Below are 13,627 nucleotides of genomic sequence, written 5' to 3' on the forward strand. Positions count from 1 at the left end.
GGATTTTAAACTTTGAGGTATTTAAGAATTTTGGCATAAAGATCGTCGGGACTAAACGGTTTGGGGATATAATCATTCATGCCCACCTTTTCCAATTGATCCCTCACCTCCAATAGGGAAGATGCCGTCAGTGCAATGATCGGGGTATCTCTTCTGCTTTTATCAGGGTGATTCCTTATATATTCCGCCACTTCATACCCATCTTTATTGGGCATCTGCAAGTCCAGTAGAATCAAATTGAAGTGTTTTTTGTCGAATTCCTCCATGGCTTCCACTCCGTCATTTGCCATGACGACTTCTTGTACTTCCCATTTTTTGAGGAATTTCCTGATCATGATCTGGTTGACGATATTGTCCTCCGCCACCATGATCACAGCATTCTTCAGGTTTTTATTCCCATCACGGACAATGTCATTTGAAACCTTGGTGAGTTTTTTTGGTTTTTCAAAATTGATTTCAAAACTAAAATGGGTACCCCCCTCCATTCTTCTTGACACCTTGATTTCCGATCCAAACAGCTCAACAAGTCGTTTCACAATGGCCAATCCCAATCCAGTACCTCCGTATTTACGGGTAGTTTCAGCGCTTGCCTGGGTAAATGCCTCAAAAACCGATTCCAGTTTTTCAACAGGAATCCCGATTCCGGAATCCAACAAATCAAAGCGAACATTGATTTCATTTTCAGTTTGGGAAACCATCTCCAGGGAAATCTTGACAAATCCAGCTTCTGTGAATTTAATTGCATTGGATACCAAATTGTTGATAATCTGTGCAAGTCTTACGGGATCGCCAACCAATATTTTCGGTATCGATTTGTCTGCGTCAAAAATGATTTCCAAATCTTTTTCCCTTACCTGATAGGAATAGGAATGAAGAATCCTGGTCATCAAATTATTGAGATCAAAGTTGACTTTTTCCAGTTCGATTTTGCCGGAATCGATCTTGCTATAATCCAAGATGTCATTGATCAGGCCGAGGAGGTTTTCTGCAGAAAACTGGAGGGTCCTGAGGTTTTCGAGTTGGTCAGTTCTGGGGTTGTCCTCAATGAGCAAGTGGGCCATCCCAATCACTGCATTCATCGGAGTCCGGATTTCGTGACTCATGATGGACAAAAATTGGGACTTGACTTTATTGGCTTGTTCGGCCCTCTCCTTGGCAAAAAAGAGCTCTTTTTGGGCTTCTTTAAGCTTGGTTATATCCCTGGCAATACCGGTGTAATGCCTGAACTTCCCCTTTTCATCTTGGATGGATTTACCATTGGTACTGAATATCCGGTAGCCTTCATTTTTGTGACGCAACCTGAATTCCAGATATTGATTTTCCTCAAAAAAATTGATGCCAGTCGCGAGTTTTTCACCAAAAACAGAGAGATCTTCTGGATGCAGGAAATCCTTTAAACTGATCCCCATTACATCCTGATGATGGTGTCCCAAAAACTGATAAACGTTAGGCGAAACATACGTTAAGATCAAATCCGATGACAAGGAGAATATTATCTCGGTGGATTCCTCCACTAGATTTCTATATTTTTCTTCACTTTTTTTAAGGTCTTCCTTTGCCCTGGATTCTTCACTGATATCCCTAACTATACCCAATGCATACTCCACTTCTTGGTCATAAATAATGGGCCTGACAGTGAATTCGTAGATCCTGTTTTTGATCACCAGGATTTTGTGGATGATTTCCTTTTTGATCAATGCCCTTGTTACCGCAGGCTGGATTTCATTGAGTTTTTTCTTATGGACTTCAGCCAATGTTTTCCCCTCAAAATCACTGGATTTCAATCCCCAATTGGCAAAATTAGTACCTTCCGCCACGATGTAACGTAAATCCCTATCGATCAAAAACACATTGGTCAGTGGAATATTGGAAGCCAATACACGGTATTGTTGTTGGCTTCTGAGGATTTCTTCCTTGCTTTTTTTCCTTTCGGTAATGTCCTGAAACAATCCCTGATGCAGCAGAATTTCTCCTGCTGCATCATACACCTTATTGGTTTTGTCCTCTACCCATCTATATTTGCCATCTTTGTTTCGAATCCTGTATTCACCCGAAAATGAAGGAGCCCCATTCATGTTTTCATTTGAATAATGATGAAGAATGTCCCTCGCATCATCCGGATGGATCAAATCCAATATACTGGTGTTCGATTGCATCAAGAAGTCTGCACTGTAACCGAACTGGCTAATATTTTCGGTAATGTAGACGATCCTGAAATGGTCACTGGGGTCTACTGTAAACAAAACTGCGGGACTGTTTTCCACAATCATTTTGGCCTTTTGGGCCAAAGCTTCCTGTCTTACAACAAGTGACAGATTTCTGAAGAGATAGGAGTACCCTATCTTCTCTTGGTCATCGTTTAGAAAAACCTGAATGGAAACCTCATACGGATCTATCTTCCCCTCTTTGGTTTTGATGTTCATGTTTCCCCTGAAATTCACCTCCGCAGACACCTTTTCAATAACCTCCGAAAGGTCTCCCTCTCCCGGAATCAAAAATTCAAAAAAGGAAGTTAATTTCTGATCCAAGCTGCCGTCAGTTTCGATTTGAAACTCATTGAAAGCGGCCTTGTTGAGATAGATGACTTTAAGGGAAAGGTCCGTCACGAAAATCGGGTCATTTACCTGAGTCAAAATTTGGGATTGAAGCTTGAGATAGTTTTCCGCACCTCTCTTGTGGGTCACATCCGTACAATACCCATAAATTTCAACATTTTCCGATGACTGGATTTTCCTGACTTGAATATTGTAATTGATGAATTTTTCCTTGCCTCCGTCTCCGATCAACAAAAACTCGCCGGAACTTGCGCTGAGTCCATTGATTGCGGTATTCAAGTTTTGGAACAAAGACAACCTGTCCTTTTTGTGAATCCTTTTCACCAACTCATAGACCTTTGCGGATTGTTGCGTTTCGTCCAGGTCAAATATCCTGTTAAGTCCCTTTGAAAAAAACAATCGTTTTTTTGAGTTGCTGAACCGCCACGAACCTGATTTTGCTAGAATTTCGGTTGAGGCCAACAGGTTTTTGTTTCTCTCAAGCTGCTTGTTGATCAAGCGATTGATAAAGGTACCGGCATAAATGTCTCCCAGCTGCCTAAGGACATACTCATCTTTTTCATGCCAGGCTTTTTTTTCTCGGACCGCATCCAGTCCAAAAAAACCAATCAAAATGTTTTTTGAAAATATGGGAATAAGGATTACAGATTTAATCCCCTGTTCGATATAAATATCCCTTTCGTAAGCAAATTCCTGATCCATCAATTCCACATCCGGAATGATCAATATCCCTCCTTTTTCCAAGGATTTGATTGTAAGATTCTGTGACGTGATGGGAAGGCGCTTTAGATAATCGATTTCTGGAGCTATCCCCTCCGATACCCATTCATACACATTTTCTATTTCCTGAAGATCATGGTGAACCAAGAAAATATAAGACCTGTCTGCCTTTTCAAATTCACCCAGCATTCGAAGAGATTCGCTGAAAACCGCATCGATCCCCTCAATGCTCGAATTGACGAATTTAGCAGAAATTTGGTTGATCAGGTTCTCAAGTTCAAAGCGCTTTTCAAGTGATTTTTTAGCCTTTTTGAAGTCTGTAATATCTCTGGCACTAAAAAGTATTCCCTCGATCTGTGGATCATCCAGCAGATTCCGGGCAAAACTTTCAATGAATACTTTTTGTCCATTGGGTTTGTATAACCAAAAATCAACCCCAATTTCTTCCTTACTATTCAATACCTCCTTAAAACTCCCCGATTCAATTTCGATGAGTCCATTTTGCACTAAATCCAAATAAGAGGTCCCGATAACCTGGCTTGGAGAATAACACAATTTTTCAATAACGGCAGCACTGATGAACTTGAATTTTCCTTCCCCATCCAAAATAGCCACCATATCATGGCTATATCTAAGGATACTGTTTACAAAATCCAGGTCATTTTTTGGCTTTTCTTGTTGGACAATTTTCGACATTTCCTTTTTCATCAATTCATCAACCGAAAAATGCCGCTTGCCCCTGAGGATGAACATCCGCTCTTGGTCATGGGAGGGAAGATTGACGAAAAACCATTTGTAGCGGATTTCCTCTCGGCTTTTGAAGGAAATGGATTTGATAAATTCGGTTGACGGAATTTTTCCATTGCGGAAAAATTCCAAAACCTCTAGCAATATAGCTTCACTGTCAAAAAAGGCCTCACATTTCAAAATGGAATCCCCAATGAATTCGATGTAAAATTTATTAAAAAAAAGCGTCCCATTTTCAGAAAAAATCAGAACTGGATCCTGTATTTCATCAAAAAAACTGGAAATATCAAATTTTTGAAAAACATTCATGTTCAACTCTGGGTGATAGGTGCTATTTAAATTTGATGAACTATATTAGTGATTGTGTTGGTGACTACCAAATCTAAATAAAATCCATGGTATAAAGTCCAATATTACAGAAATCAATGGTATTAAAAACCTTATAACTAAAATTAAAATAATGTTGCACAAATTTACAAATTCACTCCTTCTTTTCCTCTTGACTTGGCATATCGCCGTTGGTCAAGGAAATGATTTGATCCAGATCACAGATTTGGCCAAAATAATCACTACCACAAACCAAGAAATCACCCCAAAAGGCAATCAGGTTCTTTTCCTGAAAAAATTTGTCGAGGAAAAGGGAAATGGTGAGTATTCCTATAAATCCCAACTTTGGGTCTCAGACCTAACTGCCCCCTTTGTTTCCAGGCCATTGACTTCATCCGAATACAACATTTCCGCTTTTGCATTGTCTCCCGATGGAAAGCAGGTTGCTTATTCAAGACCCAAAGACAACAAATCGCAACTCTGGATTCTGCCCTTGGAGGGCGGTGAAAGCCAAGTGATTTCCCAAGAAAAGTATGGTGCATCCAATCCTGTTTGGTCACCTGATGGAAAAAAAATCCTCTTTACCTCCACTATCCCCATGTGGGCGCTCGAAGGTCAACCCGATTGGGATAACCAAAGGCCAGGTAGAGCATATGGTGACGAGCCCAATTATAAGGCAATTGAGGCAGGATTGGCAAAGGAGGAAATCAAAGCCAATCCCGACGGAACCCTTGAGGAACTCCGGGCTTACTTGGCAAAAAACACCTCCAAGAATGATCCAAAAGTAATTGACAGGTTAAATTTTTTAGGTGAATCGGATACGAACCCCGATTTGCTTTTTAGTCATTTGGGGATATTTGATATAGCCAGCGGCACCAGCGAAAAAATCACGGATGGATTCCAAAATTTCTTTGCCGCCGATTGGGCCCCTGATGGAAGTTATGTACTCGCTTCTTCCCTGAAGAACATCGAGCATCCCGACCTCACCAACCAAACCGAAATCTGGAAAATCAACCCTTCGGACAAAACCACTTCCGTGCTTTTCACTTTGGAAAACCACAGGGTTGGAAACCCCACTTTTTCTCCTGATGGTAAATGGATCCTCTTTGGAGGCCAAAATTTGGATGAACCAAGTTACAACATGGGCATGCTCGGCATCATCAAGCCAGATGGAACCGGTTTCAAATGGTTGACCGAATCCCTTGACAGAAGTATTTCCAATGGTGCTTGGGCCGATGACAGCCAATCAATCTATTTCACCGGATCGAATTCAGGAGGTTTTTCTCTGTGGAATGTGGAAATAAAAAATTCCAAAATCGCTCCAATCATCTCTGGTCCTGTTGGCGTGACCAGTTTTGACCTCAAGGGACAGAAATTGGTGTATTCTCTCACCAAAATAGAAAACCCATCCGAAATGTTTACTTCGGATCTCTTGAATAAAAATGCAACCCAAATCACAAAATTCAATGAGGGTTGGCTTGCAGGCAAAAAAATATCAAAGCCTTCTGCGCACAAACTCAATACCGAAGATGGTTTTGTGATCGACTATTGGGTAATGGAACCCATTGACAAAAAAGAGGGAGTCCTCTACCCTACCGTATTGGAAATGCATGGGGGTCCTTCCGCAATGTGGGGACCTGGAGAAGCTTCCATGTGGCATGAATTCCAAGTGATGACTGCCAAAGGATATGGAGTGGTTTATGCCAATCCAAGAGGAAGTGGTGGATACGGAAAGGAATTCCAAAAGGGAAATTATAGAAATTGGGGAGATGGCCCTGCAGCAGATGTTCTGGGCGCCTTGGAAGCTTCACAAGCACAATTCAACTGGATCGATAAGGATCAACTTTTCCTTACCGGCGGATCTTATGCGGGCTATTTGACTGCTTGGATCGTGAGCCATGACCACAGATTCAAGGCAGCATTTTCCCAAAGAGGTGTTTATGAGTTGACTTTCTTCATGGGCGAAGGAAATGCATGGAGATTGGTTCCCAATCATTTCGGTTATCCTTGGGAAGAGGGTGTCAAAGAAATATTGGACTACAACAGTCCGCAGACATACGTCCAAAACATCAAGACACCCTTGCTTATCAAGCACTCCGATGCGGATTTGCGAACAGGTGTCAGGCAATCTGAATTGTTATACAAAAGCCTTAAAATACTCGGTAGACCTGTGGAATACGTGCGCTACCCCGGCGAAGGACATGAATTATCAAGGACAGGGGCGGTTCATAGAAGAATCGACCGTATCGGAAGAATTGTTGAATTCTTTGAGCGATATGTTCAGCATCCATAAAATCCACCCAAAAAAAATGGCTACTTTCAATGAAACCCAATTATAAAAATCCATGAGAAGACATCTATTATTGCCACTCATCTTGTGTTTCGTGACCATTTCCACCTTCGCACAGGAAAAGACCAATCAAGATCCCAAACCCATTGCCTGGAAGGACATCCCAAGTTGGAAATCCATGTCTCCGAATTCAGTGGAACTGTCCCCTGATGGGAAATGGTTGGCCTACATTCTCTCTCCTGTAGAAGGTGACGGAGAACTGTTGCTCCAGAAAGCAGGCGATCCTGAAAGCAAAAAGAGGTATCCCATCGGATCCTCCAGCAACCCGAGCATTTCATTCTCTGATGATGGACGATGGATCGCTTTCAAAGAATCTCCAAAAGACAAAGAGAAGAAAGCCAATGAAAAAAGCAAGGGCAAACCCCTAGGCGAAAAACTAATCTTGATCGATTTGTTGATGGATAAAAAAACCGTGATCGAGAAGGTGAGTAGTTTTTCTTTCAACGGTAAATCCTCCACGCATTTGGCCATTAATCTCGGCAAAGAAGGCGCAAACGGTGATGCCAAAGGTTCCGATTTGCTGATGGTGCATTTGGCAAGTGGGAAAAGACAAAATATAGGAAACGTTTTGGAGTTTGGCTTCAACAAACCGGGAAGTCATTTGGCGTATACAATTGATGCCGAGAACAAGTCCGGAAACGGATTGTACCTGCTGAACATTTCCACAGGAAACACACAAGTTTTGGAAAGTGACACAGCCACCTACCGTTCACTTAGCTGGACCGAAAAAGGAGATGCCTTTGCCCTTCTCAAATTGGTAAAAGATAAGAAATACAAGCAGGACCATGGTAAGGTAATCGGTGTTAAAAACCTTGCCAATCCTCAGATCACTGTCTATGACCCCAAGAAGGATTCCTTGGATTTCCCAAAGGAATACACGATCAGCCCCAACAGAAAACCGCTTTGGACTGAGGACTTGACCAGATTGATGTATGGCGTACATCGCTTGGAACTTGCCAAAAAAGAAGAAGAAAAGAAATCTGAAGCAAAGGATACCCTTGCTTTGTCTGAAGATAAAAAAATCGCATTGATCAAAGGTGACACAACGATCAAATCGGTAGCGGACCTTCAAAAGGCTATTGCCAAAATGGATTCGACAAAGTCAAAACCAATGGTTTCCAAGGATGACCCCACCAAACCAGACATGACGATCTGGCATTGGCAGGACAGTCGCCTGCAATCGAGACAGCAGGTTCTGGAAAACCAAGACAAGAATTACAGTTTGTGGGCCTTGTATGATTTGGCAAGTGCCAAAAATCTTATCCTTCAAGACAGCAGCTTAAAGGATTTGAATATCCTTCCCAAGCATAATTTTGCTTTGGGCGAAGATTTGCAAGCCTATGAACTGGACATCAATCTTGATGGACAAAATTACAGGGATTTTTATGTTGTGGATTTGAAAACTGGAGAACGAAAAGCGATTTTCGAAAAATTCTACCTCCCCAATTATGCATCTTACCCAAGATCTTCCCCAGATGGCACACAGCTTCTTTTCGGAAAAGATGGACACTTCTACAGCTATGATCTGAAAACGGGTATGCAAAGCAACCTGACGGAGAATATCGCGGTAACCTTTGTGGATACGGAGGATGATCACAATGTGGTCAAACCATTGGTTTCCCCATTGGGCTGGAGTGCAGACAGCAAATATGTATTGTTGAGGGATGGCTGGGATATTTGGCAGGTCCCCTTGTCCCCAAAGGAAAAAGCCATCAATCTCACCCAAAACGGAAGGCGAGAGAAAATCAGATACCAATCTAGATTTGTGCTGGATCCGGAAGAAAAAGGGATTGACCTTTCCAAAGCCCAATACCTGAGAATGTATGGAGAACGGACCAAGAAAAGTGGAATTGTTCGATTGGAAGCCGGAAAGTCCAAGCTCCTTGCCGGTACCAAATCCCTGATTTGGGAAGATGCCAACATCAACAGGCTGTCCAAGGCGAAGTCCGCTGATGTGTATCTTTTCAGCAAGGAAACCTTCACCCTACCTACAGAATTTTATGTGACGGATGCTGCGTTGTCAAATCCGAAAATCACGACGGAAAATGCACCGGAAGCTTCCAAATTCAAATGGTCCTCTGGTGTTAGATTAATTGATTACGTCACAGACAAAGGGGACAGTTTACAGGGAGCCTTGTACCTTCCAGCCGGGTATGAAGAGGGGAAGAAATATCCGACCTTGATTTATTATTACGAAAAACTATCCCAAAACCTGCATTCCTATTCCAATCCTGGATTTAGTGGTACAGGTTGGAATCCCAATGTATACACGAGCAATGGCTATGCGGTTTTTGTCCCGGATATCGTGTATGAATTGGATGACCCCGGAATGTCTGCCGTTTGGTGTGTCCTTCCCGCGGTCAAAGAGGCCATCAAAACCGGAATCATTGATGAAACCAATATCGGTATCCATGGACATTCGTGGGGCGGATATCAGACTTCTTTCCTGATCACTCAGACAGACATGTTCAAGGCGGCAGCGGCAGGTGCTCCACTGACGAACATGGTTTCCATGTATGACCTCATTTATTGGAATTCGGGTGGTGGAAACATGTCCATCTTTGAGGCTTCCCAAGGCCGATTCAAAGGTGCACCATGGGAAAACTGGGATTCTTATCTTCGGAATTCACCTGTATATCATGTCAAAAATGTAAACACGCCTTTGTTGATGCTACACAATGACAAAGATGGCGCAGTAGATTTCACCCAAGGCATTGAATACTACAACGCATTGAGAAGACTGAAAAAACCAGTCATCCTTATCCAATATAAAGGTGAAAACCACGGCCTCGCCAAGCTCGAAAACAGAAAAGATTATAGTGTGAGGATGATGGAATTTTTCGATTTCCATCTCAAAGGAGCTGTCCTTCCCAATTGGATGGAAAAAGGTATCGAAAGACTGAAATTAGAGAGCCACCTTGAAGATAGAGCCTTCTAAATGCCCTCTCCAATTAAAAATTGAAACCAAATTTTGGAATTGGGTTTTCGAATTTGTCATTATTCACTGTAAAAATAAAATAAAACACATTTTACACATTGAAAAATACCCTGTTGTGGGTATTTTTTGTTGACCTTAAAATGCATAAGTTTGAACACTTTTAATGGAAATTCTCCATTGAGTGTTTAAGTTCTAAAGAGGGTAAAACCCAAATGAAAATGCCCCTGTTTTTTTCAGGGGCTTTTTTGTTTTCACTCTGGAAGAAATGAAATCACCTCCCTATTTTCCTTCCTGAATAATTGTTCCTATTCTTGTGGGGATTTCAATCAAGCATCAAAAAAATGAATCAAAATCTTCGCATCATCTATATGGGAACACCAGAGTTTGCGGTGCCCCCCTTGGAAATATTGATAAACAATGGTTGGAATGTAGTTGCCGTAATTACAGCTCCCGACAAACCCAAAGGAAGGGGCCAAAAAATGATTCCTTCCCCCGTCAAGGAAGCTGCCGTCCATCATGGAGTCCCTGTCCTGCAACCAACTAACCTTAAATCCCCTGAATTCCTGGAACTGTTAAAAAGCTATCAGTCTGATATTCAAGTGGTAGTTGCCTTCAGAATGCTGCCAGAAGTAGTTTGGAACATGCCTCCAAAAGGCACATTCAACCTCCACGCATCATTACTGCCCGATTACCGAGGAGCTGCGCCCATCAACTGGGCGATCATCAATGGAGAAAAGGAAACAGGAGTCACCACCTTTTTCCTGAAACATGAAATCGACACAGGGAGCATCATTTTTCAGGAAAAAGAACCGATTTTGCCCGAGGACAATATTGGAACACTTTACGAAAGGCTCATGCACAAAGGGGCAAAATTGGTTCTCAAAACCATTCAAGCCGTAGCAGAGGACAGTATTTTCCCAAAAATACAGGACGAATCCCTTGCGCTTCATCATGCTCCAAAAATCTTCAAGGAAACCTGCCAAATCGATTGGACCAAATCGGCCATTGATCTCCACAATCTGATCAGGGGACTTTCCCCTTACCCAGCCGCTTGGACCCTCCTTGAGGGGAAAAACTGTAAGATCTTCCGTTCCAATGTAGCGTCCACGGATTTCCAAGATCTCCAACCAGGACAATTCAAAACCGATGGCAAACACCATTTGGTATTCAAAACCGGTGAAGGCTGTCTGGAGATCAAGGAGCTTCAGCTGGAAGGAAAAAAAAGGATGGCTATAGAGGATTTCTTAAGGGGAAACAAACTTCAATAGACGGACGAATCGAAAACATCCAATTTTTTATGAATTAACCGAAATGAGGGTGGCTTTTTATATTTAGATTCTCTAACTTTAAGAAACTAGATATCAATTGGATATGAGAACTCTTTCAATTTTTTTCATTTTTGCTTTTTTTCTTGTCACACCTTTTTCATCCTCTGCCCAGATTCTCAGAAAGATCAAGGATGCTGCCAATAGAGGAGTAAGCAGAGCTGTTGAAAAAAAAGTGGAAACTGAGGCAGAAAAAATGGCCATGAGGCAGATGGAAAAAGTCTTTAGGGACATGTACCCGGAAGACAGCGTCAGCGGAATGGATTTTGGCAAAATCCTCAGCGGGATCAAGGCGGATGTGGAGGTAGAACCCTCCTATTCCTTTACAGGATATAGCTTGATGGAAATCACAGGAAAAGACGAAAAAGGCAGGGATATCGATCCGGTCCAGATCAAATCCTTTTTTTCTACCAATGAGGCTTTCATGGGAATGGAAATAGAAAATCCGGAAAAGAAAAAGGGTGAGGGGAATTCGGTGATGATTTACGATTTCAACCGAAATGCCACCATCATCCTTATCGAAAGCGAGGGACAAAGATCAAGGATGGCCTATGGCTTTGATTTTGAGAAAATGAGTGCGGGTCTGCCAGAAGGAACATTGGCAGATACCACAGCCCTGGAAGATTATTCGTTCAAAAAAACCGGGAGGTCCAAGGTAATTCTTGGCCATAGCTGCGCGGAATACCAAATGGAAAATGAGGACGGAACCGCTGATTTTTGGATTACAGAAAAACCTGTTCATGGAACCACCGCTTTTTGGGGAGGGAAAAATCCTTATTTGACCAAAAGAATGAAAAGTCAAAATGACAGATATTTCAAAGACCTACCCGAGGGAAATATGTTGGAAATGCATTTCCTAAGTAAAAAAGACAAAACGGTTTCTACCATGAAGGTTCTTGCACTGGACGATAATGCCCCTTTGGTTTTTAATATGGATGAATATCCCAGTGTTTTTGGCTCCGCATATCAATAAGCAGATGATAACCCGTGATATGCCTTGCCAATTCCATTACAGCCTGAAATGGTTAAATAACCGGTCAGTAGCGCACTGTTTTTGGCTTCATCAAATTGGCACTTCGCCTTATCCTCCAAATTGTCTGATTCTCTTACAGTTTCAACCCCTACATGAAACGCAATGCATATTTCGAATTTATAGGCCTATTCACTTCCTGCCAATTCCCACAACTGATAACTCAGGAAAGCGATGGATTTCGATTCATTGATTTTGGCTTTTTTTACGCCCAATCTTAAGGTTTTGATTTTATGAGTTGGAAAACCTTGGTATCTTGTCGCCAAAAAGCAATCTTATTTTGAAAATATCAATCATCGTTGCCAAATCACTGAATAACGTGATCGGAAAAGACAACCAGCTTATCTGGAGATTGTCTTCGGACATGAAGCTGTTTAAAGGCAAAACCACTGGTTTTCCCATCATCATGGGCAGAAAGACCTACGAATCCATGGGAAAACCGCTTCCCAATAGAATTTCCATCGTAATCACCCGAAACAAGGAATATCAATTGCCCGAAGGGCATTTTGTGGTACACAGCCTAGAGGAGGCCATTCAACTCTGTATTTCAAGAAAATTTGACCAGGTATTCATCATTGGAGGTGCCGAAATTTATCAGCAGGCATTGCCCTTGTGCGATGAGCTCTTGGTCACCGAAATCAATGTCGAACTGCAAGGGGATGCTTTTTTTCCGGAAATTGACTCCGAAATATGGGAAAGGATTTCGGAAGTACACTTCCAGAAAGACGAGAAAAATGACTATGATTTCGATTTTGTGACCTATAAAAAAATTCAATCATGAATACTTCCGTCGTTTGGATTACCGGCGCCTCTTCCGGTATAGGAGAAGCTTTGGTGAAAAAATATGCAAAAGATGGAAACCGTTTGATCATTTCCTCCAGAAAGAAGGAATTATTGGAGAAGTTAAAAAACGATTGCCCTACACCCGAAAATATATTTGTGTTGCCATTGGACCTGACTGCTCCCGAAACATTTGGGGAAGCTTGCCGGTTGGCTATTGAGGCGTTTGGAAGCGTCGATGTACTGGTCAACAATGGCGGCATAAGCCAAAGATCCCTGGTTTTGGAAACCCAAATGGAAGTGGACAGAAAAATCATGGAAGTGAATTATTTTGGAACGATTGGCTTGAGTAAGGCACTTTTACCCCATTTTGTCGAAAACAAAAAAGGGCATTTTGCAGTGGTAACAAGTCTCGTGGGGAAATTCGGCTCCCCGTTTAGATCCTCCTATGCGGCTTCCAAGCATGCACTTCATGGTTTTTTTGATTCCTTGAGGGCCGAACATTTCAAAGATAACATCGCTGTGACGATGATTTGTCCCGGCTTTATCAGGACCAATGTCTCTCTCAACGCCCTGACGGGCAATGGAACGGCTCTCAACCAAATGGATGAGGCACAAAAAAACGGAATGTCCCCCGAAGCCTGTGCAAAAGCTATCAAAAATGCCATTGACAATAAAAAGCAAGAGGTGTACATAGGAGGAAAGGAAACTTTGGCCATTCATCTCAAACGCTTTTTCCCTGCGCTCTTTTCCAAATTGATCAAAAAAGCAAAAGTGAGGTAAAAGAGTTCGAAATGTAAAGCTTACTCCTTTCCCAGTCTAAACCAATTGTTCTTGAATCATCCAAAAGCAAGT

At 42.1% G+C, this 13,627-nt stretch carries 8 protein-coding genes; 6 read left to right on the plus strand and 2 right to left on the minus strand.

What is annotated here, in order from left to right; genetic code table 11:
• Nucleotides 1-5: 5 nt before the first annotated feature.
• Nucleotides 6-4,331 (minus strand): PAS domain S-box protein, encoded by a 4,326-nt coding sequence (locus F824_RS0106560; RefSeq protein ID WP_019597071.1) that lies wholly within the window; start codon nucleotides 4,329-4,331, stop codon nucleotides 6-8.
• Between the two features lie 151 nt (nucleotides 4,332-4,482).
• On the opposite strand from F824_RS0106560, the gene F824_RS0106565 reads away from it, so the two are divergent.
• From F824_RS0106565 to F824_RS0106580, 4 genes are all read left to right on the plus strand, one after another.
• A complete protein-coding gene (locus tag F824_RS0106565) occupies nucleotides 4,483-6,642 on the plus strand; it encodes a S9 family peptidase (protein ID WP_019597072.1) in 2,160 nt (719 codons plus the stop codon).
• A 52-nt stretch (nucleotides 6,643-6,694) separates the two neighbouring features.
• On the plus strand, nucleotides 6,695-9,637 hold the full coding sequence (locus tag F824_RS0106570) for a S9 family peptidase (RefSeq protein ID WP_019597073.1): 2,943 nt from the start codon (nucleotides 6,695-6,697) through the stop codon (nucleotides 9,635-9,637).
• Between the two features lie 341 nt (nucleotides 9,638-9,978).
• Nucleotides 9,979-10,905 carry a methionyl-tRNA formyltransferase gene (gene fmt, locus F824_RS0106575; protein WP_026333539.1) on the plus strand — a complete coding sequence of 309 codons (927 nt, stop codon included), beginning with the start codon at nucleotides 9,979-9,981 and terminating at the stop codon, nucleotides 10,903-10,905.
• Nucleotides 10,906-11,008: 103 nt separating this feature from the next.
• Nucleotides 11,009-11,935, plus strand: coding sequence for a DUF4412 domain-containing protein (locus tag F824_RS0106580; protein WP_019597075.1), 927 nt, complete (start codon nucleotides 11,009-11,011; stop codon nucleotides 11,933-11,935).
• Between the two features lie 185 nt (nucleotides 11,936-12,120).
• Here the strand turns inward: F824_RS0106580 and F824_RS27430 are convergent, their stop codons facing one another.
• The gene (locus F824_RS27430) at nucleotides 12,121-12,258 is read right to left on the minus strand and encodes a hypothetical protein (RefSeq protein ID WP_019597076.1); all 138 of its coding nucleotides are present in this window, start codon (nucleotides 12,256-12,258) and stop codon (nucleotides 12,121-12,123) included.
• 14 nt (nucleotides 12,259-12,272) lie between these two features.
• Here F824_RS27430 and F824_RS0106590 point away from each other — a divergent pair, with 14 nt between their 5' ends.
• Together F824_RS0106590 and F824_RS0106595 are read left to right on the plus strand one after the other, a co-directional pair.
• On the plus strand, nucleotides 12,273-12,773 hold the full coding sequence (locus tag F824_RS0106590; RefSeq protein ID WP_026333540.1) for a dihydrofolate reductase: 501 nt from the start codon (nucleotides 12,273-12,275) through the stop codon (nucleotides 12,771-12,773).
• Nucleotides 12,770-13,555 carry an SDR family oxidoreductase gene (locus F824_RS0106595; protein ID WP_019597078.1) on the plus strand — a complete coding sequence of 262 codons (786 nt, stop codon included), beginning with the start codon at nucleotides 12,770-12,772 and terminating at the stop codon, nucleotides 13,553-13,555. Before F824_RS0106590 ends, F824_RS0106595 begins: the two co-directional genes overlap by 4 nt.
• The last annotated feature ends 72 nt before the right edge of the window (nucleotides 13,556-13,627 follow it).

Origin of the sequence: Rhodonellum psychrophilum GCM71 = DSM 17998 (genome assembly GCF_000381545.1) — a bacterium.
GTDB lineage: Bacteria > Bacteroidota > Bacteroidia > Cytophagales > Cyclobacteriaceae > Rhodonellum > Rhodonellum psychrophilum.

Excerpts from the sequence above, each read along its gene's own strand:
- F824_RS0106560 (WP_019597071.1), bottom strand. The coding sequence starts at position 4,331 with ATGAATGTTTTTCAAAAATTTGATATTTCCAGTTTTTTTGATGAAATA.
- F824_RS0106565 (WP_019597072.1), top strand. The coding sequence starts at position 4,483 with ATGTTGCACAAATTTACAAATTCACTCCTTCTTTTCCTCTTGACTTGG.
- F824_RS0106570 (WP_019597073.1), top strand. The coding sequence starts at position 6,695 with ATGAGAAGACATCTATTATTGCCACTCATCTTGTGTTTCGTGACCATT.
- fmt (WP_026333539.1), top strand. The coding sequence starts at position 9,979 with ATGAATCAAAATCTTCGCATCATCTATATGGGAACACCAGAGTTTGCG.
- F824_RS0106580 (WP_019597075.1), top strand. The coding sequence starts at position 11,009 with ATGAGAACTCTTTCAATTTTTTTCATTTTTGCTTTTTTTCTTGTCACA.
- F824_RS0106595 (WP_019597078.1), top strand. The coding sequence starts at position 12,770 with ATGAATACTTCCGTCGTTTGGATTACCGGCGCCTCTTCCGGTATAGGA.